Below are 24,071 nucleotides of genomic sequence, written 5' to 3'. Positions count from 1 at the left end.
ATTACCATAAGAGTTGAACCGCCTCTTTATATGAGGCGGTTTTTTTTTACTTTTTTGATGTTTACGAATATAAACCAATCTAACACTAATAATGACCAAACATTTTTATTACACCCTAGCATTCTTGTTTTTTAGCACCATAGTTTGTGGCCAAACAAGTGTACTTTCTGTAGAAAAAATAATGAAAGATCCTAAGTGGATGGGTACGTTTCCTTCTAATGTTCATTGGGATGAGCATAGTGAGTATATGTATTTTAATTATAATCCGGAGGGCAACCCTGCAGACTCACTCTACCGGATAGCAGTCGGAAAAAAGGCAATAGAGAAAGTGAATTGGAAAGCTCAAAAGGAGCAATTGCCAGCCAATGGTACCTATAATGCAACGAAGACGTTAAAGGTTTTTACGCAGAAAAATATTTTAAAAATTTATAATCTTCGTCAACGAACAGTAGCAGACATAATAGAGTTACCTGGGACCATAAGCACTCCAATCTTTTTGGAGGATGAAAACAAAATTGCTTTCCAGTATGAGAACAATGCCTATATATTTAATAGAAGTTCCGGAAAGTTAACAAAAATAACACGTATTGTACAGGGAGATGCCCCAAAACAAAAATCTGAGGACATTTCTGAAAAAGACAAATGGTTAGAGGATGAAAATTTAAAACTTTTAAAGGTAGTAAATCAACGTGTTGAGAATAAGAAAAGTAGTGATAGCTATCGTGATATGATTAAGGATAAAGAACCTTTTACCTTTTACACTGGTAAAAAGTCAATTTCCAACATCCAAGTATCTCCAAATGGATCCTATGTTTCCTTTAATTTAATAACACGGACAGGTGGTGATCGAACCATTGTACCTGATTATATTGATGCATCCGGATACACTGTAGATTTAAACACCCGTTCAAAAGTAGGTGATGACAAAACCCAAGTAGAGTTAGCCATTTATCATATTGAAAAAGATACCGTGTATTTTGTGAAAGCAGATCAGCTACCGGGAATAAAGGATCTTCCTGACTACGTAAAGGACTATCCTGATAAGGAATGGGAACCGACTGAACGCGATGTTTTTTTCTCTAGACTTTATTTTTCAAATGATGGTTCCAAAGCCGTTGTAAATATTCGTTCTAAGGATAATAAGGATCGTTGGATTGCAAGGGTCGATATGGAAACAGGGGCATTGAATACATTAGATAGACAACGTGATGAAGCCTGGATTTCTGGCCCTGGAATTGGTTGGTCAATGGGAGGAGGAACCTTAGGATGGTTACCTGATAATCGACATATTTATTATCAATCTGAAGCAACCGGATATTCTCATTTATATATACACGATGTTATTTCAGGGACTCAGAAGGCATTGACTAAAGGTTCTTATGAAGTATTTGATCCATTTGTTTCTAAAGATGGTTCACATTGGTATTTAACAACCTCTGAAGTTGATCCAGGAGAACGCCACTTTTATAAAATGCCATTATTTGGTGGGAAAATGGAAAAACTTACAAGCCTTACCGGTAATAATGAAGTAGCCCTTTCTCCTGATGAGAAGCACTTAGCAATTCTATATTCTTATAGTAATAAACCTTGGGAATTGTATTATAAACGTAACAAGGCTACTGAACATGCGGTTGCTTTGACAAGCGGGCAATCTGAGGAGTTTAAGCAATATGATTGGAGAGACCCTCAATATATCCGTTTTACTGCTACAGACGGAGCACAAGTTCCGGCAAGATTATATACACCTAGTCCAGAGGCCAAAAATGGCGCTGCTGTTATTTTTGTCCATGGAGCTGGTTACCTCCAAAATGTTCATAAATGGTGGTCCTCCTATTTTAGAGAATATATGTTCCATAATTTACTTACAGATTTAGGGTACACAGTTCTTGATATCGATTACAGAGCAAGTGCGGGATATGGTAGAGATTGGCGTACGGGTATTTATCGTCATATGGGCGGTAAAGATTTAAGCGACCAGGTTGATGGAGCGAAGTATTTAATAGGTACTCAAGGTATAGATGCTGATAAAATTGGTATTTATGGTGGAAGCTATGGTGGATTTATTACCCTAATGGCTATGTTTAATGAATCTGATACGTTTGCTGCTGGTGCCGCATTACGTTCTGTGACTGATTGGGCCCATTATAATCATGGATATACCTCTAATATATTAAATGAACCCAAATATGATCCAGAAGCCTATCGAAAATCATCACCTATTTATTTTGCAGAAGGATTAAAAGGACATTTGCTCATTGCTCATGGGATGGTTGATGTGAATGTGCATTTTCAAGACGTAGTGCGTTTGTCACAGCGTTTGATTGAGTTGGGTAAGGATAATTGGGAAATGGCTGTGTATCCAGCTGAAGACCACGGGTTTGTAGAGCCTAGTAGTTGGACAGATGAATACAAAAGAATCTTAAAGCTGTTTAATTCAGTACTCCTAAAAGACTAATATAAATAACGATAAAAAGGCTGTTCTCTATAAAAGAAACAGCCTTTTTTATTGTTGCATCTTGAAATAATAATCCGCTGAATGTTTTCCACTACCATATACTAGGAAAAAAAGACAACCGATAAATACTGCAATAGCAAGAATAAGATTGCTAGTATTTAATACTCCAAAGAAATTTATAAAAATTGCTCCTAAGAGAATAGGCATTTGCGCCATCACAGACCACCGGGTTAAAAGTCCAAATGCAATTAATATCCCTCCAATGATGTGAGCAGGAGCCACATAATGAATAATAAGCATCGATCCTGCCCATCCTCTTAAAGGGCTTATAAGATCAATTAAAATCATACTATTGGACATAAAATGTAATCCTTTAAAGAAAAGAAAAACACCCAAAGCAATACGAATGAGGTCAAGCGGATAGTATGTATGCGCATTGGCCCATTTATTCCAAGTTTTTACTATTCCCATAATACCTTAGTTTTTGTTATACTCTAAGATACTAATTTTTAAGGACTTGTGAAAGTTATACTTGTATGACCCCTAAGTTGAATTGTTTCTCGATTGGAGCATGATTCGCTGCTTCAATTCCCATACTAATCCATGTTCTGGTTTCTAATGGATCTATTATGGCATCTGTCCATAGCCTAGCTGCCGCATAATAAGGAGATACCTGGGCATCATAACGAGATTTTATTTTATCAAATAACTCGGCTTCCTTTTCTGGAGATAGAGACTCACCAGTTTTTTTAAGAGAAGCGGTTTCTATTTGTAATAGGACTTTGGCAGCCTGAGCACCTCCCATTACAGCTAATTCGGCACTAGGCCATGCTGCTATCAACCTAGGATCATATGCTTTACCACACATGGCATAGTTACCTGCTCCATAGCTATTGCCTATTATAATAGTAAATTTAGGAACCACTGAGTTACTTACTGCATTAACCATTTTAGCACCATCTTTAATAATACCTCCATGTTCAGATTTTGAACCAACCATAAAACCAGTTACATCTTGTAAAAAAACTAATGGAATTTTCTTCTGATTGCAATTAGCTATAAATCGGGTGGCTTTATCGGCACTATCGGAGTAAATAACCCCTCCAAATTGCATTTCACCTTTTTTTGTCTTTACTACTTTACGTTGGTTTGCTACAATACCAACTGCCCATCCATCAATACGGGCATACCCTGTAAGTATAGTTTGGCCATATCCTTCTTTGTACTCTTCAAAATCAGAATTGTCCACTATTCTTCGAATAACTTCACGCATGTCATATTGGTCGCTTCTGGATTTAGGTAGGATCCCAAAAATATCTTCCGGGTTTTCTTTTGGTTTTGATGGAGTCGTACGATTGTAGCCGGCCTTTTCATAATCTCCGATTTTATCTACAATGTTTTTAATGGTATCTAAGGCATCTTTATCATTCTTAGCCTTATAGTCTGTCACACCACTTATTTCACAATGTGTAGTAGCGCCACCTAAAGTTTCGTTGTCTATTTCTTCACCAATGGCTGCCTTAACTAGATAACTTCCTGCAAGGAATATACTTCCTGTCTTATCTACAATTAAAGCTTCATCGCTCATAATTGGAAGATATGCGCCACCAGCTACACAGCTACCCATTACCGCTGCAATTTGAGTGATTCCCATACTGCTCATTATGGCATTATTTCTAAAGATGCGTCCAAAATGCTCTTTGTCGGGGAATATTTCATCTTGCATGGGAAGGTACACACCTGCACTATCTACTAGGTAAATGATAGGGAGCCTATTCTCCATTGCAATTTCTTGCGCGCGTAGATTTTTTTTAGCAGTTATAGGAAACCAAGCTCCGGCCTTGACTGTAGCGTCATTGGCAACAACTATACATTGTTTTCCTCTGATATAGCCTATTTTTACTACCACTCCGGCAGATGGGCATCCTCCATGGTCCTGATACATTCCTTCACCGGCAAAGCCACCAATTTCAATTCTAGGTGCTTTATCATCCAACAGATAATCAATACGTTCTCTAGCAGTCATTTTTCCTTCACCGTGTAATTTTTCAATACGCTTTTGACCGCCGCCTAGTTTTATTTTAGCAAAACGTTGCCTTACATCAGAAAGTAGGAGTTTATTGTGATCTTCGTTCTTATTGAAGTTGATGTCCATGTTTGAAATAGTTTGCTGCTAAAATACAAAAGTTTCATGTGAATCAGGGAGTATTCCTGGGTTGAAAAATATGGTGATTCCGAAGAACTGCGGTTGAATTGACTAAAATTTTAAATTAGAAATGTCTCCAAAAAGAAGGTGACTATTTGGAGACATTTTAGTGGAGGAGCTTTTAAAGGGCTATTAGAATTTTTTTCTTAACACAATTTCGACTCTTCGATTTTTCGCCCTTCCTTCCTCGGTCTCATTGGTTGCTACGGGGCAGACAGGACCTACACCGATTGGAGTTACATGGTCTTGGAAATTACCTAATTGATTTAATGCTTGGGTAACTTTAATAGCTCTTCCTTCGGAAAGTAAGGTATTGTCACCAAAATTTCCAACATCATCCGTGTGTCCAACTATATAAATATGAGCCTTTGGATGTTGTTTTAAATACGTACTAACTAATTCAATTTCTTTTAGGGATGCTTTTTTTATGTCTGTTTTACCAGTATCAAATAAAATTCCGTAGAGGGCAATTTTACCTTCCTTTTCCAAGGTTTCTTTAAAGATATCGGCATTGAGTTCTATCATTCCCGTTTGCAAAATGTCTGATTCCATAATTTCAACAAGTATCTTTACGGGTTTGTCATCATAGGTAGGTGTAGCTGCGATTTCAATATAATACACTTTGGAAGCAGTTGTAATTTTTGCAACTAGATATCGTTGAGATACATGATAAGCTCCAAAATCAAAGTAATGATCATTTTCACCATTACTTTGTCTGTTATTCTCACTATAAATGGTGTTGAAAAACTTTGCTGCATACCAAGATGTAGTCCCATCACATTCCCCTCCTTTACATGAAAAAAGGATTTCCGCATTTTGACGTTTGAATGTTTCTTCATAATTTTTCATGATTTCTAATGTACTTCTGTCTTTGGGAGCTTCATATACTAAAGAAGTTTGTTTTCCTGAAACCTCTAACCATTTTTCAGGACCTTTTTCATAGCTCCCTGGAGAGATAGCAAACCGTGTTTCATAGTATGCTCGTTCGTAATAGTTTTTTATTTCTGTACCAGGGTATCGAGTAAGAAGTTCATGGTCTTTTGAATTTGACACATCTTGAGCGTTTACAAACGAATGGAAACAGAACAACAAGGTTACAATTACATTATTCTTCATAATAATATGTGTAGGTTTCTTTTAAGGTTATGTTTGATTGTGGATGGTAGCTTGTTTTTACAGCCTGTGTTGGATAGCCATCGGCATCATATACATATTCATAGTTGTTATCTATTATCAAGGAAGTATCCTGTGTACCTTCATAGATTTTGACTGTTGAGAGTAGGTCTTCTGCCATCATAAATAGGTTAACGGATGAAAAGTTTTCAAAATACAGAGCGTATTCATCTTGAAAGAATACACGGCTAATCATAAGCTCATCTTGTGAACAACTTTCTTGGTATAATTTGTAGAAAGGATTTGATTTACTAATATACGTATAGCGCTTTTTAAAGGCCAAGGACCAAGGATCCGTGTTACTGTTTCGGTAGTACTCCCACGCTTCATTGAGGCGACCTTTAGTGTCATACATATAATCAAATCTCCTACCATCAATCCCATGACTTTCTTCAGTAATAGCCATTGATATTTGACCCTTACTATTGTAGGTAAACGACGTTGTATTAATAGGGGTATTGTTTTGGCTTACAATTGCAATACTGGAAAGTCTATTGTTTATATAGTTTAATTTATACCTGTCACCTGAAATGCTTTCTACAATTTCAGATATGTTTCCATTGGAATCTCTGCTATATATGGTTTTGCGATCAGGAATTGAATTAAACTCAAATGAATACAGTTTTCCATTTTGATACGATAGTGTATAATCCTCATTATTACTATTGCTGCCTCCAATCCATTGCATGTCATTGTTGTAATGGTAGCTGGCAGAAATACGTTGCCCATTATTTAATAACATTTCAACCGAGGATAATGACTTTTCTACTTTTATAGAATCATCATTTTTGGAACATGCTATAATTACAATGGAACCTAATAATAAATGTATTAATTTTTTCATTCTAATGAAATATTTATGATTTTCACAAATTGAAAATTAGATGTCATCCAGATGAATTAGTAGGAGATTAAAGCCTCCAAATACAGTTTTCCATCAGCTTCGTTTGTCAAGCTAAGCTTTGAAATTCCTATATCTGATTTTACGTTTGTGGCAATTAAATTTAGTGTTGAAGTACCAGTAGTAAAAGTGACTTTGTCAATGCTATGGTTTCCAAAAATGATACCACTGAAAAACTCTCCAGAACCAAATAGGTTAAATACTGGGAAGAGTTTATCTTGGGCCCTATAAATACTTGGCAATTCAGAGTTTATCGATTTTGTTATTACAAGAAAGGAGGTGTCGTCTACTTTGGTTATATTACCTAAATCATCGAATTCTATGGTTGGTTTTAATGGACTACCTTCCGTATGAATTGTATAGGTATTTGTTGTACTGTTAAAAATGAAATCTGACACTTTGCTACCATTAGTATCGGTATAGGTTATTGTAAAATTATTTCCATTGTAGACTATGTCTAATGAGTTTTCAACTCCATCACTAGTTCTTGATACTTTATTAATTTTACCATTTGGATCATAGTTGAAAATACGTGTTTCTATTTCCCCATTGTTATCAAATGTCATTTTAGAAATTTTTTCATTTTGATAGGTAATGTTTATTTCTGAAGTGATAGAAATACTTCCATCAGGCTCATAAAAAGTCATCATTATAGCCTTAGCTGGTTGAAGGGTTTCTTTTTTTGGCTCGTCATCGTTTTTTGAACAACTCATATGTCCAAAAGTCAAGAATAGGATAAATAGGGCTTTTACAAAATTTTTCATTGATTGTAATTTTAATAGTTAATAATAAAGGTGTTTTTTGTCTACTTGAATAAGATTGGTAATGGGGTATTTTATTTTTATTTCTCCACTAATATTTCTCCAGTTTTCAGGTTGATTCGCTTGTGTAAATGAACCTGCTTTTCCAGAAAATTTAATCAATACTGTCTCTTGAGAAAAGCTAATAATAGAGCCTTCTCCTTGGAAAAGAGTATATGCGAAATCATTTTCTTTGGCTAAAAGGATATTTATAGTAGTCCCATTTAATTCCTTTGGATTTGATTTTCCTATTTCGTGAATTCCAATTATGGGTTTTGATTCTAACATATCCTTTAGACCTGAAAAGGTTATGTTGATTTTTGCATCATCTTTCTGGCTGTCTATAGAAAAAAGTATCATTTGTTTCGAAACATTCACAATGGTGTTGAATTGATCACCTACGAAAAGTTTTTTCCCATCATATTCTATAGATACCTGTGCATCATTTTTGTTTACTCTTTCAATATTATCTGTGGCTCCTCCAATATGTTTCATTGTTTTTTCAATAACAGTGTTGCCTGTTTTCTCAATGGCTTTTTCTTGAATATCCTTACAAGAGCCAAATAAGAATACTATACTTAGAATTAAAATTGAATAGTTTTTCATACTTATAGCTTTTGCACTTTAAAATTGGACATGGATATCATTCTAACATTATTATCTATTTGAGTAACTTTAAGTGAAGATTGTTTTTCTTTCTCCTTTGAGTACATGGTCATCAACATGAGATAGCCATATTCTGAGGGTAGGAGGTTTGTTGAGTTATTGTTTTGATTTGGATCAAATAATTTGTTCATACCACTCAAATAATCTTGGTAGTGGAATGGAACATTTGGCGCAAACCAGGCATTTATAAATCCACCTTCATGATAGATGTTATATTCGTGACAGGTATTACCATTTATACTTATGGAGTTTCCTGTTTTTTCAACCTTAGGTAGCTGCTGCTTTTTAGAGGAAGAATAGGATGTATTATTAGTTATTTTTTTCATCCAGTCAAGGGCTATAATTTGGGCAGTTCCTTTGTTGATATTCAGCATAATTGCTGATTGGTTTTTCAGGTCTATAATTATAGGATTGTTGGCTTGCTCCATGGTTGTTATTAGCGATTGATCACCATAGCCTTGTTTGATAACTGTCTTGGAATTTTTGTTTGTAAAGTCTTCAAGTTCTATAGTAGCTGTATATTGAAATAGGTAACGATCTTCAATTTCTACAGTAGTATTGCGTGTCAAGATTCCATTGGATGCAATTTCTTTTTTCGTGTGGTTTTTTTTTGAATTCCTTTTTGGAGCCTCGAAAACAGAATCTATCGCTTTTTCAGTGGTATTAGCTACTTTTTCTTCCGTTTTTCTCTCAAGGGTACGTTCCACAGATTCTTTGGCTTTTTTTTCTAATTTTTTTAATATTTGCCCTTCTGAATTCTGATAGCTCCCAAGAAGTATTGCATAAAATAGTAGATAGGTTTTCATAATTCAATAGTTTAATAATGTCCGTTGTAATTTGATAGGTCAAAATTAAAGTTGTTGAATATGAGTATGTTCATTGAAAACAATGAAAGTAATTTGTAGTGGAAAACCACTAGTTTTTTATATTTGTAAGAAAAAGAATCGTGACTAAATTCAGAATCTACGTAATTATATGGTTCGTTTTTGGAGTATGCAACGGACAAAACTTAATAGAAGAAAAAATAGATCAATATATAGATTCTACAAGATATATTGGTCTTAAAGACACCCTTCGAACGCTTGGATATTTTTCAAAAGCCAAAGAATTGGCTCATACTCATAAACTACAAAAAGCCTACTATAGAGTTATACGTCAGGAGGTAATTTATTATAGTATGCAAGAACGAGGTGATAGAGTGTTTGAATTATCAGATTCTCTAATAATGCAAGATGTAGATTTGTCATTTAAGGGGGCAGGTTATCTCGAAAAAGGAATTACGTTATCTAAACAGGGTGATTCTCAACAAAGTATAGAACAACTGAAAAAAGCTTTAGCTGTTTTCGAGGAATTAGGAGACAAAAAAAGCGTATCACATACCTTAAAAGTTTTAGGGAATGTTTCTTTCTTTAGTAATTCAATGATGGAAGCTCGACACTATTTTAAAATGGCATTAGACTTTCCTGAAAAAAATAATGATGAGGCAGCCTTGGCCGGAATTTACGCCAATTTGTCTCGTACCTACGGTACTTATGAAGAAATAGATTCCGCCATTTATTACAATGATAAAGTTTTAAAAATTGCCTATAAAAATAAGCAGGTTAATGAGATAGCTTATTTAGCATATCAAAATGATGCAGATTATAAAGGTCAATTAAATAGGTATGATGAAGCTCTTACATCTATAGATAGTGCATATGCCATTGCTCAAGTAATAAATCATCCGGGAATGCTAGCTGCTGCTCATCAGGTGAAATCGACTATTTATGGTCATATGAATCAGCCATTAAGGGCAATAGATGAAGCAGAAAAGGCCTATGAAATTTTTAAGAAAAATGGTTTTCAAATGCAAGCCATTCAAACCATAGGATTGCTACATGGCTATTATGCTTCATCTAATCAAATGGATAAGGCTTATACTTATTTAAAACAACTTAAAGTATTTACAGATTCGTTAAATAGTTTGGAGATTGATCAATCTTTAAAGGGGCTTCGAGTTAAATACAATACCGCAGAAAATGAACTAAAAATAGCCCAGCAAGAAGCTGAGATTATTAAAAGGGAAAATCAAAAGAATGTGTTAGTCCTATTGGTGATTATGCTCACTATAGTTTCTTTACTTATCATTATTGTTTATAAACAGCAACAAAAAAATCAAAAACAAAAAATCCAAGCCTTGGAGCAAGAGCAAGAGAATGTTGCTTTGAAATCACTGATGACTGGAGAAGAAAAGGAACGGGCACGCATCTCAAAAGAGCTCCATGATGGAATTGGTAGTATGCTGGCCGCTTCAAAAATGTTGGCAAGTGCATCTTATGCCAATGTAGCAAGCGAAAATGGACAAAAACTAATCGATTTGATAGATAATGCCTCTAAAGAAACTCGTCGAATCTCACATAATCTACTTCCTGAATCTTTATTAAATAAAGGCCTGGATATAGCTTTGCAAGACTTTGTTTCAGCTATAAATGATAGTAAGCAATTAAAAGCAACCTACCAAGCTATTCAACTTAGTGATGACCTACCTCAAGGGTTGCAACTTACTGTGTACAGAATTATTCAGGAATTGATTAATAATATTATCAAGCATTCAGGGGCCACAGAGGCAATAGTTCAAATTAACCAGCATAATAAGACGTTAGTTATTACAGTCGAGGATAATGGAAAAGGATTTAATTATATAAAAGATAAAAAAGGAATAGGGCTCCTCAATATTGAGTCTCGACTTTCGTTAGTTAGGGGAAAAATGGAGGTGGATTCAAGTGAATCTCTTGGAACTTCAGTTTATATTGAACTAGAATTGTAAATGAATGAATCAGAAGGAGTATACCATAGCTGTACTAGATGATCATAATCTTATAGCTGAAGCTATAGAATCGATGCTGCAGAAAAGTGAGAAATACTTATTTATTAAGGGATTTTCCAATAGCAAACAACTGTCTTCATTTTTGGAAGCAGATCATGTCGTTCAGATAGTATTACTTGATATTCATTTGAATGGAGAGGATGGTATAAAAGTATGCAAAGAATTAAGTATCAACTATCCGGAGGTACGCTGTATCATGTTAACGAGTTTAACTCAGCAAAGTTTAGTATTGGAGGCCATTAAAAATGGAGCAAAAGGATACTTGCCTAAAAACGTGGGGTATGAGGAATTGATAACGGCCTTTGATACGGTGGTAAATGGGCAGTTATACTTGCATAAGGATTTAACTTTTGGACCTGTTGAAGGTAAAGTAAACAATGAATATGTGCCTAAACTTACAAGGCGTGAGAATGAAGTGTTAAAATTGATAATGGAAGAGTTTACCACTTCGGAGATTTCCCAAAAATTGTGCATTAGTATAAATACAGTGGAAACTCACCGAGCAAGCCTACTTTCTAAGACAGGATCAAAAAACGTGGTAGGACTAATAAAATTTACCTTAGAAAAGGGACTTCTTTCTTCTTAAGGAATGCTTGTATTCGATTTTATCTGATAAAAAAAGCGATATTTGCATTCATAACTGACCAATGATAAGAATATAAAATTTTCAATAATGGGAATGAATAAGAATACAGTTTTAGGGTATGCTACCCTGATTATGATTATTGTAGGAATAGCCTTGATAGCTTTAGGTGCATTTCGATATGATGATGTTGCAGGATGGGGATTTGCCTCAGTAGGGATAGGCTTTTTTGCTATTGCATGGGTATTTAATGCCCTTAAAGGAAGAGTTTAATAGTTATTTAATACGTACATAAAGATGTCAGACGATAAGAAAGTCATTTTTTCGATGAATCGGGTTTCCAAAACGTACCCGGGAACCAATAAACAGGTACTCAAAGATATTTATTTGAGTTTCTTTTATGGGGCCAAAATTGGAATCTTAGGACTTAATGGCTCAGGAAAATCAACCTTGCTCAAAATCATTGCGGGGGTGGAGAAGAACTATCAGGGAGACGTTGTTTTTGCTCCTGGATATTCAGTAGGGTATCTCGAGCAAGAGCCAAAATTGGATGAGTCCAAAACGGTACTTGAAATAGTTAAGGAAGGAGCGGCTGAAGTTGTTGCAGTATTAGAAGAATACAATAAGATCAATGATATGTTTGGCTTGCCTGAAGTGTATGAGGATGCTGATAAGATGCAAAAACTTATGGATCGCCAAGCAGAATTACAAGATAAAATTGACGCAACTAATGCCTGGGAGCTTGACACCAAGTTAGAAATCGCTATGGATGCATTACGCACTCCAGAAGGAGATACACCCATTAGTGTATTGTCTGGAGGGGAACGTCGTAGGGTAGCACTTTGTAGATTATTATTACAGCAACCAGATGTCTTATTATTAGATGAACCTACCAACCACCTTGATGCAGAATCAGTGCTATGGTTAGAGCAACACCTTCAACAATATAGTGGAACAGTCATTGCTGTAACACACGACCGTTACTTTTTGGATAACGTCGCGGGTTGGATTCTTGAATTGGATAGAGGAGAAGGAATACCGTGGAAAGGAAATTATTCTTCTTGGTTAGATCAAAAAGCCAAGCGATTAGCACAGGAGCAAAAAGTAGCTTCCAAGCGTCAGAAAACATTAGAGCGAGAGCTTGAATGGGTACGGATGGCACCTAAAGGTAGACAGGCCAAGCAAAAGGCACGTTTAAATAACTACGATAAATTGCTAAGTGAAGATCAAAAACAACTGGATGAGAAGTTAGAAATCTACATCCCTAATGGTCCGCGTTTAGGTACTAATGTTATTGAAGCTCAAGGTGTGGCTAAGGCTTTTGGAGATAAGTTGTTATATGAAGATTTGAATTTTGTGTTACCACAAGCAGGTATAGTTGGTATTATCGGACCAAACGGTGCAGGTAAAACAACTATTTTCAGAATGATTATGGGAGAAGAAACTCCTGATAAAGGGACCTTTACTGTTGGAGAAACTGCCAAGATAGCCTATGTAGATCAGTCCCATAAAAACATAGATCTAGAAAAGACCATTTGGGAAAATTTCTGTGATGGTCAAGAGCTTATTATGATGGGAGGCCGTCAGGTAAATTCTAGAGCCTATTTGAGTCGATTTAATTTTAGTGGAAGTGATCAGAATAAAAAAGTTTCTGCACTTTCTGGTGGGGAACGTAACCGTCTTCATTTGGCAATGACCCTTAGAGAGGAAGGAAACGTATTGCTTTTGGATGAGCCTACCAATGATTTGGATGTAAATACACTTCGGGCACTTGAAGAAGGTTTAGAGAATTTTGCTGGATGTGCTGTAGTTATATCTCACGACCGTTGGTTCCTAGATCGTATTTGTACACATATTTTAGCGTTTGAAGGGGATTCCCAGGTGTACTTTTTTGAAGGCAGCTTCTCGGAGTACGAAGAAAATAAACGTAAACGTTTAGGTACTGATTTAACTCCTAAACGAATTAAATACAAGAAATTAATTCGTGAATAATTGCGTGTTGATATAAAAAAACTGCTGAACTAACAGCAGTTTTTTTTATTCTTATCGATACCATTCCTTTAACCTGACTTCAATGGTATTGCTACTCTTTGAAATTAGGTTTTTAAATTCTTCTATATCACTAAGCCCATTCGAACCTCTGTAGTGATATGGATATATTACCTTAGGTTTAAAATCAAGTACCGCTTCAGCAGCTTCATGAATATCCATAGTATATGGTAAGTTCATGCATATAAAGGCTATATCAATGTTTCTCAAATCTCTCATTTCTGGAATCCCAGAAGTGTCACCGGAAATATATACATTTTGATTTCCTAACGTTAGAATATATCCATTTCCTCTACCTTTTGGATGACGGGAGTCTTCACTTTCCGGCAGATTATACATAGGGATGGTATGTATATTTATATTGTCCTTAACAAGGATATTTTTTCCGTTACTAACTGTGATTACCCTAGAGGTATATTTCTCTGGTAATTTTTCGGCAACCGCTTTAGGTACAATGAACTGAGCAGATGAAGTGTCCAAAGCTTCTAAAGTCTCCATGTTTAGATGATCACCATGGATATCGGTAATTAGAATAATGGTTGGTTTTGGTTGCTGAGCGAATTTTTCTATATCTCCATAGGGATCAACATAGATAACAGCGTTATCATAAGAAATAACTAGAGATCCATGGAAAATGGGTTGAATTTTGATACTACCTATTGTGTCAGGAGTATCTTGTGCGGCCAATGGGGATAACACAAGTATAAAAAGAAGTGTAAGTATTGTTTTCATCAAAATTATGGTCTTATAGTTTTTTAAGTGTTATAAAATTGTGAGCACCAAGGTTGTTTAGTGAAAGTTAGGTATTTTTTTCTCTTTTAAATTGTTTAAAATCGAAATATTTTTTATTTCAAAGTATTTTTTTTGAAAAATATGGTTTGTTTTTCAGGTTGTTCATCGAATTAATTTCCTAATACAGTTAATTTTAGTAAAATTGCACTTAATTAACTTAACCAGAGTGCTTCAACGATTTGCCTTTTTTCTTATACTAATTCCTGCTGTTTTGTCCGCACAAAACGATAAGGCCGTTATTGATAGTATTAAGAAACATTTAAAGGAGTCTGTAAAGTATCACACCCAGTATCAACTAAAGGAATCTATTGAGGAAGCAGCCAAGGTGGTTGATTTAGCTCACAAAATAAATAACGCCTACTACAAAGCTCAAGGCTATAATAATATTGGCTTTAACTACGAGCTGATAAAAGATTATGAAAATGCTGAAATTAATTACGGAAAAGCTCTTGTAAATGCCCAACAATCAGACAGTACATTTTTAATAAGTTGGTTGTATAATAATATCGCCAACGTGTATTCTGAAGGGTTTAGAGACATTGATAAGGCGTTGTTTTATTACCAGAAGGCTTTGACTATTGCAAGGGAGCTTGATAGACCAAATGATGAATTGGCACCAACACTTAATATTGGTTGGACCTTTATAGATGAATCCAAACCAAATGAGGCCTATCCTTTTTTAATAGACGCCCAAAAGATTATAAATGAATTAGGCGATAAGACAGCAAGTGTTCAAATTAACTTTTTGTTTGGGAAGTATCACTTATTGCGTAAAGAATACGCTCAGGCTGATATCTTTTTTGAGAAAGCTACCGTTCAAGGAATGGAGCTAAATATGCTTGTAGAGCTTTCGGATGTATGGCTAGCCAAATCTCAAATGTATTCAGAAATGGAGAAGCCGGATTTGGCCTATAAAGCGTTAACCAAGCACAATGAATACAAGGACAAGGTGTTCAATGCATCAAATTTGAGTCAGTTAGAAATTACCAAAGCGCGATTTAGTGTAGATGAGTATCGTCGGGAGTTAGATAAAACACGTCGAGAAAAGGAATTTCAGGAATCATTGGCTTATAAAAACCGAATTATTACGATAGTAGCTTTTATAACCGCATTTATTTTTTGGGTGCTTTTAGTGACTATCTTTTATAATTATAAAGCAAAGAATCGTCTTACGAAGCTTCTGGAGCAAAATAACAAGGAATTGGAAGCTGCCAAAGATGAAGCAGAAAAATTATCTCAACTTAAATCACAGTTTATATCTACAGTTAGTCATGAGCTTCGAACACCTCTGTATGGTGTCGTTGGATTAACCTCATTACTACTTGAGAATAATAAGCTTGATACTAAGGACCAACATTTCTTAAAATCCTTAAAGTTCTCTGGAGATTATCTTTTGAACCTAATAAATGATGTGCTTCAAATAAGTAAGATTGAGTCTAACAAAGTTAAAATACATAATACCACTACCAATATAAGAAACCTTATCGATAATATAGTAGGGTCCTTTAATTATCAATTAGAACATCGTCATAATAAAATGCATGTTGAACTAGATGAAGGATTGCCTATTATGTTAAAATTGGATTCCGTACGGATCTCACAAATTTTAATTAATTTATTAGGAAATGCTGTGAAGTTTACCTCAAATGGTAATATTTGGTTGCGATTGAAGGTAAAATCAATTGATGGTCAATTCGTTAAATTAGGAGTAGAAATTGAGGATGATGGCCCAGGTATTCCAGAGGACAAACAAGAGGCGATTTTTGAAAACTTCTCACAGATTGAACGGGAGAAAACGGAATATCAAGGTACTGGACTTGGTTTGTCAATTGTTAAAAAGTTGGTTTCATTATACGGGAGTGATATTTTCCTAGAGAGTAAACAAGGTAAAGGATCCAAATTCTTTTTCGATTTAAATCTTGAAATTGACCATGAGGCCGAGGCAGTAGAGGTAAAACAACTTGCAGAAGATGTACCTGTTAAGAACAGACATATCTTGGTAGTAGAGGATAATAAGATTAATCAGATTGTTACTCAAAATATTCTAGAAAAGGAAAATTTTGCCTGTACCATAGTTAGTAATGGAGAGGCCGCTATAAAAGTAGTAGAGGAGCAGGAATTTGATCTCATTCTGATGGATCTAAATATGCCAATTATGAACGGATATCAAGCTTCTAAGGAAATCCGGAAGTTTAATACCCATACACCCATTGTGGCTCTTACCGCATCTGAGTTAGATGAAATCAAGGTAAAAGTACTGGAGAGTGGAATTAATGATATCATAATTAAACCATATGATAATTATGAATTCTACCAAACAATTTTCAGAAACATAAATGCTAGTAGAAATTAGAGATTTAATTCCATTTTGATATCACTTCTGAGATAGGGATTACCAACCTCTAATGGTACTTCAATAAAACCATACTTTTCATAGATGTGAATGGCATCTGAAAGCTTTGTACTCGAATATAGTACAAGCTTTTTCCAGTGATGCTTTTCGGCATATCGAATACAAAAGGCTAACAACTGCTGGCCTATCTTCTGACCTCTAAAAGACCTGTCAACAGCCATTTTGCCCAATTCGTAAATGCCGGAATCTATTTTTAAAAGAGCAAAGGTACCTACGACATTTTCTCCAATTTTTGCAAAAAAAATAAAACCTCCTTTGTTTATTATGGATTCTTCGCAATGATCAAGGAGTTCAATGTCATGAGGTTCGACTGAGAAAAAAGCTTCAAGCCAATCAAGATTTAACTCCTTGAAGGCTTTTGCCATATTAGGTTTAAATGGAACAATATCCAATTGCTTTTCCATTAGGATTGTATAAAGTCAGTGATGAAATAAGTAAGCATTTTACCTACTTGTCGCGTTTCTATGGTGTTTTCTATATTAGGTGCAGATTCACAGAGATGAATATAGGCAATGTTTTTATTGGTAGCTAGCATGGCAATAAATCTGCGAATTTCATTTACAGTAAATCCACTTGGTGACATCGCACTGGAAGGAACTCCTTCGATAGCGTCACAATCGATTTCTACACCAAACTTAGTCCCTTTAATAAACTCGATGGCCTTGTTTAGTTCATAATCTGCTCCTTTTTCTCTTCGAGTGTAAAGTTCTTCAAAGGTGGCATACTGAAAAATTTCAGGCTGTGCTTTCATGTTTTTAAAGATGGTTTTAGGGGTGTAATTTTCATGCAACCCAAAAACATAGTATTTCTTTAAAAAGCCTTCTTCATACGCATAAGAGAATCCATTACCACTATGCCTGCCTTCGAGTTTGCGAAGATCAGTGTGTGCATCAAAATTAATGACATTCATGCTTTTATTTAACGCTAACGCACATCCTTTTATAATACCATAAGCATTATTATGTCCACCTCCAATAACAATTGGTTTTTTTCCAGCAGCCACAATTTGTTGTATCCAATAAGACACTTCTTTGTCAATAATATCAACAAAATCATATAACTGATTCAATTCAGCTTCCTTTTGGGGATTCAAGGAGTCAGCCTTTTTTTGTAAATCGTCAAATCTCAATTCTCCTAATATATGTAACAAACTCCCTTTGTTATATTTATTGTGTTGGGTATTAAGTAAGCTTTTTATAACCGAAGTGTAAGCATTACGAGTGCCTTTGAAACCAAAATTAGCAAGTACTCCAATATCTTCGCTAATTCCTAGAAGGACATAAGGTGCATCCGATTTTTGTAATTGAGCCTCAAAGGATTCTTCCAGATGCATGGTAATAACCTTCTCGCCATATTTCGTTTCTCCTTTGCGAAAATTCACTAAAGCATTAAGCTCTTTAAGTGTGAACGGATGTAGATAGTTCATGTTTGGTAAAGTTTATTCAAATATACTATAGCTGCGGTCAATGCTAAATAGCTTAGGATTATTTTTTGTTAAAAAATCATAACAATAAAATTAACATATTGGAGTTATAGTATTGGTAAATTAAAACAGATATACTTATGACACAGTCAAAAAGTTCCAGTGGTTTAAAGGCACTGGCCGGTCTTTTGGGAGTCGCTTTAATTGGAGTCGCTGCTTATACAGTTACTCTTTATAAAGATAAACAGGATACTACCCAGAAGTTGACGGAGCAAAAAGAGCTCGTAATCGATGAACTCAATTCCCTAAAGAGTGATTACGATAAGGCAATAGCTGATGCAGACGCCGCCGATGAAGAGCTCATCGAAGCCAGGGGAAGAATTGAAAAGTATATTGATTCTGTAAAGTCTATGAAGGCTGATATTTCTGTTTTATGGAAATATCGTAATCAGGTCAATGTATTAAAAAAGGAGCGAGAAGTATTACTAGCTCAAAACGATTCACTTCGCCGTTCCAACTCGCTTATTTCCTTCCAAAGAGACAGTACTATGGTGGAGCTTACTAAACAAGTAGTCTTCAGTGACTCTTTGGTAGAGCAGAATACTCAATTAGCCAAGGTAGTTGAAATTGGAGCTACCCTAAGTCTATCTCGTCTTGCCGTGGATGCTGTTATTGAGCGTTCAAGTGGAAAACTTGTTTCTACCCAACGTTCTAGTAGAACAGATAAATTAAAAGTTTGTTTTACCATTGCTTCTAATAAAATCGCCCTAGCTGGAGATAAACAATTCTATATTCAGATTACTGGTCCTTCTGGAGCTATTATGGGAGCTAAGGCGGAAGCTACTACAGAAGATAAAACCATAACCTATAGTATGCTTTCAAATTTCTATTTTGAAAACACTGCCTTGGATGTATGTGAATATCTGAGTAAGTCTAGTGCAGGGTTCACAGGTGGTAATTACGAAATCAAAATATTTGACACGAAGTTAAATGAATTGGGAAGCACTAAGTTCTCGTTGAAATAAATTTAAAGTTAAATGAAACTAAAAAGCATCAGGGATCCTGATGCTTTTTTTATGAAATAAATTCTCCATGAATCATCACTTTGTCAATGCAGTTACTTCCAAAAGCATAGGGCAAATAGTGGTATGATGGAATGGGTTTTGTGATGATTAAATTCGCTTTTTTACCTTCAGTAATACTACCGTAATCGTTCGATAAATTCATAGCGTATGCGCCATTTAAGGTAGCCGCATTAATCGCTTCTTCTGGAGTCATTTTCATTTTAATACAAGCAGTAGCTACTACAAAATTCATATTTCCACTAGGTGTGGTTCCGGGATTAAAATCAGTGGCTAACGCAAGGGGTAATCCCGCATCTATTATTTTTCGAGCTGGGGTGTAGGGGATACTTATAAAAAAAGAGCATGAAGGTAAAGCTACAGGCATTGTAATGGTATCTTTTAATACTTCTATATCCTTATCGGTTACTATTTCAAGGTGGTCTACTGATAGGGCCTGTTGGTTAACACCTGCTTGAACACCTCCAATCGCGGTAAATTGATTAACGTGTATTTTAGGAATGAAACCATAAGTTGCAGCTTTTTCCAAAAGAGCCTCCGTGTCTTCAACAGAAAAGTAACCAGTTTCACAAAAAATATCAATGAAGTCAGCTAATTTATGTTCAGCCACTTTAGGCAACATCTCATGTATGATAAGATCTAAATAGCCTTGTTTGTTATTTTTAAATTCTTTAGGTACTGCATGAGCTCCTAAAAAAGTAGCTTTGATAGGAAGAGAGTAGGTCTCTTTAAGTCGTTTAATTACGCGTAACATTTTTAGTTCGGCCTCCGTTGTAAGACCATAGCCACTTTTTATTTCCACTGCACCTGTCCCTTGTTGGATTACTTCCTCCAGCCGTGTTTTGGATTCGTTAAAAAGAGTGTCCTCATCTGTTTCTTGAAGTCGTTTAGCGGAATTTAAAATCCCCCCACCACGATTGGCAATTTCTTCATATGAAAGTCCGTTAATGCGATCTACAAATTCTTGTTCCCTATTACCCGCGTATACGATGTGAGTATGGCTATCACACCAAGAAGGTAACACTATTTGTCCACTACAATCGATGATTTGATCCGCTTGGTTGTTTAGTAATTCATCCATATGACCAAAAGACACAATTAGGTCATCTTCAATTCGCAGGAAGGCATTCTTTATAGTTGGGAGTTCCTTCATGGCAGCACCACTTACTTTTTGTTCAGTAGATTTCCGTATTTGGAGCAATTCTTTTATATTGATAAGCAATTTTGACATATTCTTTATTTTAATGGTAAAGGTATGGAAAACTGATAAAAATCATGGATACCTCTTCTAATAGGAGGTACTTTTGTGTAAAATTTAAAGCCAATGAATAAAGGAATTTATATAGCTACTCTGGAGCCCGATAGTGGTAAGTCTTTAGTTAGCCTAGGTTTGATGCGTGCTTTGCTTGGAAAAACAGCTAAAGTGGGATATTTTCGCCCAATTATTAGTGATGCCAAGACCGGGGAGCGTGATAATCACATAGATACTGTTTTGTCCTATTTTGATATTGATATGGCCTACGAGCAAACGTATGCTTTCACCCATAATGAGGTGGTTAAAAAAAGGAATAAGAATAAGGGGGGGGAGATATTAGATGGTATCATTGAAAAATACAAACAAGTAGAGGCAGCTTACGATTTCGTTTTGGTTGAGGGAACTGATTTTTCAGGAGAGGGTAGTGTCTTTGAGTTTGATGTGAACGTATTAATTGCCAAAAACTTAGGTATTCCTGTAGTGATTATCTCTAGTGGAGTAGGGAAATCTAAAGAAGAAATGATGGGGAGCATGCAGATGGCATACAATGCGTTTAGTCAAAAGGACGTAAATGTATTGGCTCTTATTGCTAATAAAATACAGCCGCATAATTTACAGATTGCCTTAGATGGAATGTTGGAATTTTTGCCAGATTCTGTTGCGGCGTTTGCGATTCCTATGATTGAGAAATTAGGAAATCCGACTATGAAGGAAATTGTAAGGGAGTTGAATGGAAAGGTATTGTTTGGAGAGGAATATCTAGATAATGAAACCGGTAATTTCGGTGTGGGAGCAATGCAGTTGAGTAATTACTTGAATCACTTAAAGGAAAATACACTAGTGATTACTCCTGGAGATAGAGCTGATATTATTTTAGGAGCTCTACAGGCGAATGTTTCCAGTAATTATCCACGTATATCAGGGATTATTCTAACAGGGGGATTACTCCCTGAAGATACTATCCTTCGCCTAATTGATGGATTGTCTCAGGTGGTACCCATGATTTCGGTTGAAGATGGAACCTTTAATGTTGCTAACCGGATTGGAGCTATTAAATCAAATATATATGCTGATAGCATACAGAAAGTAGAAACCTCTATTCAGACATTTGAAAAATATGTGCCTATTGATAAGTTAATACAAGGCGTTATTGATTTTACCCCTAAGGGTATCACACCTAGAATGTTTCAGTATAGTTTATTACAGCGTGCTAAACAATCAAGAAAACGAATTGTATTACCGGAAGGGCATGATGAACGTATACTCCAGGCTGCTGAACGCCTTTCTGCCTTGAATATTGTAGATATTATTTTGTTAGGGGATCCGGAAAAAATTCAAGAAAAGATTATCCAACTCTCGATTCCTTTAGATTTCGCTAAGGTTGAGGTTATTAATCCAATAACTTCTGAGTATTTTAATGATTTTGTGGAGACCTTTTATGAGTTGAGAAAACATAAAAATGTGAATCTGGATATTGCCCGCGATTGTATGACAGATGTTTCTTATTTCGGGACCATGATGATCTATAAAAACTTAGCTGATGGAATGGTTTCTGGAGCGGCACATACTACACAACATACCATACGTCCTGCATTACAGTTTATAAAAACGAAACCAGGCGTTTCGGTAGTGTCTTCCGTATTTTTTATGTGTCTTGAAGATCGAGTATCTGTTTTTGGTGACTGTGCAATTAATCCAAATCCCACAGCTACTGAATTAGCTGAAATTGCTATTTCCTCGGCTGAAAGTAGTTTGGCCTTTGGTATTGAACCGAAAATAGCCATGTTGTCTTATTCTTCAGGAACTTCGGGTAAAGGAGAAGATGTGGATAGAGTACGAGAGGCAACAGAAATTGTAAAACGTTTGAGACCTGATTTAAAGATTGAAGGACCGATTCAGTATGATGCAGCCGTAGATATGAGTGTAGGGAAGAGTAAATTACCAAACTCTGAAGTTGCCGGCCAGGCAACAGTTCTTATATTTCCGGATTTAAATACTGGAAATAATACCTACAAGGCTGTACAAAGAGAAACAGGTGCATTGGCAATTGGTCCAATGCTACAAGGTCTTAATAAACCAGTAAATGATTTAAGTAGGGGCTGTACTGTAGATGATATATTTAATACGGTAATTATCACTGCTATACAAGCTCAAGGATTATAACCTAAATAAAGTAATACGCTAAATGACCAACATACTTGTAATTAACTCAGGAAGTTCATCCATTAAGTTTCAACTTATATCCATGCCAAAAGAAGAGGTTACGGCTTCTGGGTTGGTAGAACGAATTGGCCTGGAAGATGCAATGCTTCACTATCAATCTGAAAAACATCAAATTTCTGAAAAGAGAATTATACCTGATCACAGTATCGGGTTACAGATGATTGCAAAGCTTTTAATGGACAAAGAATATGGGGTAATCCAAAATGTAGATGACATACCTTATGTAGGGCATAGAGTTGTTCATGGAGGAAGCACCTTTTCAGATACTATTGTAATTGATGAAGCTGTAAAGCAAAAAATTAAAGATTTGTTTTCTTTGGCACCGTTGCATAATCCACCAAATTATGTTGGAATTCAGGTAGCTGAAACTATTTTTAGAAATGCTACTCAAGTAGCTGTTTTTGATACCGCTTTTCATCAGAGTATTCCTCAAAAAGCATACACCTACGCTATACCTAAATCTTTTTTAGACGATTTTAAAATCCGAATGTATGGTTTTCACGGTACGAGTCATAAATACGTGTCTACTAAAGCCATGCAATATTTAAATAATCCAAAGGCGAAGATTATTTCTGTTCATTTAGGGAATGGCTGTAGCATAACTGCTGTTAAAGACGGCAAAAGTATAGATCATTCCTTGGGATTTGGACCGGTTAATGGACTTATTATGGGGACACGTAGTGGGGATATTGATCAATCCGTAATTTTTTATTTGATAGAAAAACTTGGATATACATCGGCCCAGGTAAGTGAACTTTTGCATAAGAAAAGTGGGATGCTCGGGCTTACTGGATTTAGCGATTTAAGAGATATTGAAGCCAACGCAGCTAATGGTAATACAGATTGCCAGTTAGCTTTAGAAATGAATGCTTATCGTATTAAAAAGTATATTGGTAGTTATGCTGCAGCCATGAATGGAGTTGACGCCATCGTTTTTACAGCTGGTATCGGAGAAAATAGTAGTACTCTAAGAGCTATGGTATGCAGTGATATGGAGTATTTAGGGGTAGAATTGGATCCAGACAAAAATACCTTACGAGATAAAGTAGTGCGTTCAATCCATAAGGATAGCGCCAAAGTTCAAGTATTGGTAATTCCTACTAATGAAGAATTGGAAATAGCTCAGCAAGTATTTAAGCTGTGTTTGTAATAAAAAAACCGCTCTTATTTTAGGAGCGGTTTTT

The 24,071-nt window shown here is 35.6% G+C and carries 20 protein-coding genes; 9 read left to right on the top strand and 11 right to left on the bottom strand.

Translation table 11 applies throughout. The annotated features are described in order from the left end of the window. Positions 1–91 precede the first annotated feature (91 nt). A complete protein-coding gene (locus PT603_RS06520; protein WP_008240699.1) occupies positions 92–2,455 on the top strand; it encodes a S9 family peptidase in 2,364 nt (787 codons plus the stop codon). A 48-nt stretch (positions 2,456–2,503) separates the two neighbouring features. On the opposite strand, the gene PT603_RS06515 is transcribed toward PT603_RS06520, so the two are convergent. The 7 genes from PT603_RS06515 to PT603_RS06485 all read right to left on the bottom strand — a co-directional run bounded on the left by PT603_RS06515 (position 2,504) and on the right by PT603_RS06485 (position 9,007). After that, positions 2,504–2,926, bottom strand: coding sequence for a DoxX family protein (locus PT603_RS06515; RefSeq protein WP_008240698.1), 423 nt, complete (start codon positions 2,924–2,926; stop codon positions 2,504–2,506). 55 nt (positions 2,927–2,981) lie between these two features. Beyond that, entirely contained in the window at positions 2,982–4,610 is a 1,629-nt protein-coding gene (locus PT603_RS06510) for an acyl-CoA carboxylase subunit beta (RefSeq protein WP_008240697.1), read from the bottom strand. 183 nt (positions 4,611–4,793) lie between these two features. Further along, the gene (locus PT603_RS06505; protein WP_008240696.1) at positions 4,794–5,777 is read right to left on the bottom strand and encodes an OmpA family protein; all 984 of its coding nucleotides are present in this window, start codon (positions 5,775–5,777) and stop codon (positions 4,794–4,796) included. Next, positions 5,767–6,678, bottom strand: a complete 912-nt coding sequence (locus PT603_RS06500; protein WP_008240695.1) for a hypothetical protein — start codon at positions 6,676–6,678, stop codon at positions 5,767–5,769. Before PT603_RS06500 ends, PT603_RS06505 begins: the two co-directional genes overlap by 11 nt. A gap of 56 nt (positions 6,679–6,734) precedes the next feature. After that, positions 6,735–7,499, bottom strand: coding sequence for a hypothetical protein (locus PT603_RS06495; protein WP_008240694.1), 765 nt, complete (start codon positions 7,497–7,499; stop codon positions 6,735–6,737). A gap of 18 nt (positions 7,500–7,517) precedes the next feature. Further along, positions 7,518–8,141 (bottom strand): hypothetical protein, encoded by a 624-nt coding sequence (locus tag PT603_RS06490; RefSeq protein WP_008240693.1) that lies wholly within the window; start codon positions 8,139–8,141, stop codon positions 7,518–7,520. Between the two features lie 2 nt (positions 8,142–8,143). After that, a complete protein-coding gene (locus tag PT603_RS06485) occupies positions 8,144–9,007 on the bottom strand; it encodes a hypothetical protein (protein WP_008240692.1) in 864 nt (287 codons plus the stop codon). A gap of 140 nt (positions 9,008–9,147) precedes the next feature. Here PT603_RS06485 and PT603_RS06480 point away from each other — a divergent pair, with 140 nt between their 5' ends. The 4 genes from PT603_RS06480 to ettA all read left to right on the top strand — a co-directional run bounded on the left by PT603_RS06480 (position 9,148) and on the right by ettA (position 13,642). Continuing rightward, positions 9,148–11,007 (top strand): tetratricopeptide repeat-containing sensor histidine kinase, encoded by a 1,860-nt coding sequence (locus PT603_RS06480; RefSeq protein WP_008240691.1) that lies wholly within the window; start codon positions 9,148–9,150, stop codon positions 11,005–11,007. Positions 11,008–11,011: 4 nt separating this feature from the next. Next, a complete protein-coding gene (locus PT603_RS06475) occupies positions 11,012–11,653 on the top strand; it encodes a response regulator (RefSeq protein WP_008240690.1) in 642 nt (213 codons plus the stop codon). An 87-nt stretch (positions 11,654–11,740) separates the two neighbouring features. Then, positions 11,741–11,923 carry a CAL67264 family membrane protein gene (locus PT603_RS06470; protein ID WP_008240689.1) on the top strand — a complete coding sequence of 61 codons (183 nt, stop codon included), beginning with the start codon at positions 11,741–11,743 and terminating at the stop codon, positions 11,921–11,923. 24 nt (positions 11,924–11,947) lie between these two features. Beyond that, positions 11,948–13,642: an energy-dependent translational throttle protein EttA gene (gene ettA, locus PT603_RS06465; protein WP_008240688.1), complete on the top strand. Its 1,695-nt coding sequence runs from the start codon at positions 11,948–11,950 to the stop codon at positions 13,640–13,642. A 51-nt stretch (positions 13,643–13,693) separates the two neighbouring features. Here the strand turns inward: ettA and PT603_RS06460 are convergent, their stop codons facing one another. Further along, on the bottom strand, positions 13,694–14,431 hold the full coding sequence (locus PT603_RS06460; protein ID WP_008240687.1) for an MBL fold metallo-hydrolase: 738 nt from the start codon (positions 14,429–14,431) through the stop codon (positions 13,694–13,696). 271 nt (positions 14,432–14,702) lie between these two features. On the opposite strand from PT603_RS06460, the gene PT603_RS06455 reads away from it, so the two are divergent. Continuing rightward, positions 14,703–16,844: a tetratricopeptide repeat-containing hybrid sensor histidine kinase/response regulator gene (locus tag PT603_RS06455; protein ID WP_162097730.1), complete on the top strand. Its 2,142-nt coding sequence runs from the start codon at positions 14,703–14,705 to the stop codon at positions 16,842–16,844. Here PT603_RS06455 and PT603_RS06450 read toward each other — a convergent pair. After that, positions 16,841–17,308: a GNAT family N-acetyltransferase gene (locus tag PT603_RS06450; protein ID WP_008240685.1), complete on the bottom strand. Its 468-nt coding sequence runs from the start codon at positions 17,306–17,308 to the stop codon at positions 16,841–16,843. The genes PT603_RS06455 and PT603_RS06450 overlap by 4 nt on opposite strands. After that, positions 17,308–18,330, bottom strand: coding sequence for a formimidoylglutamase (locus PT603_RS06445; protein WP_008240683.1), 1,023 nt, complete (start codon positions 18,328–18,330; stop codon positions 17,308–17,310). The genes PT603_RS06450 and PT603_RS06445 overlap by 1 nt, the downstream gene beginning before the upstream one ends. A gap of 137 nt (positions 18,331–18,467) precedes the next feature. Between PT603_RS06445 and PT603_RS06440 the strand changes: the two genes are divergently transcribed. Further along, positions 18,468–19,352 carry a DUF8428 domain-containing protein gene (locus tag PT603_RS06440; RefSeq protein ID WP_008240681.1) on the top strand — a complete coding sequence of 295 codons (885 nt, stop codon included), beginning with the start codon at positions 18,468–18,470 and terminating at the stop codon, positions 19,350–19,352. Between the two features lie 49 nt (positions 19,353–19,401). On the opposite strand, the gene hutI is transcribed toward PT603_RS06440, so the two are convergent. After that, positions 19,402–20,640 (bottom strand): imidazolonepropionase, encoded by a 1,239-nt coding sequence (gene hutI, locus PT603_RS06435; protein WP_008240679.1) that lies wholly within the window; start codon positions 20,638–20,640, stop codon positions 19,402–19,404. 93 nt (positions 20,641–20,733) lie between these two features. Here hutI and pta point away from each other — a divergent pair, with 93 nt between their 5' ends. Together pta and PT603_RS06425 are read left to right on the top strand one after the other, a co-directional pair. Continuing rightward, a complete protein-coding gene (gene pta, locus PT603_RS06430; RefSeq protein WP_008240677.1) occupies positions 20,734–22,827 on the top strand; it encodes a phosphate acetyltransferase in 2,094 nt (697 codons plus the stop codon). Between the two features lie 22 nt (positions 22,828–22,849). Next, entirely contained in the window at positions 22,850–24,037 is a 1,188-nt protein-coding gene (locus tag PT603_RS06425) for an acetate/propionate family kinase (RefSeq protein ID WP_008240675.1), read from the top strand. Positions 24,038–24,071 lie beyond the last annotated feature (34 nt).

Origin of the sequence: Imtechella halotolerans, from assembly GCF_028743515.2 — a bacterium.
In the GTDB taxonomy this organism is placed as follows: Bacteria; Bacteroidota; Bacteroidia; order Flavobacteriales; family Flavobacteriaceae; genus Imtechella; species Imtechella halotolerans.
The sequence above is the reverse complement of the archived record's forward strand: the minus strand, read 5'-3'. Positions and strand labels throughout refer to the sequence as shown.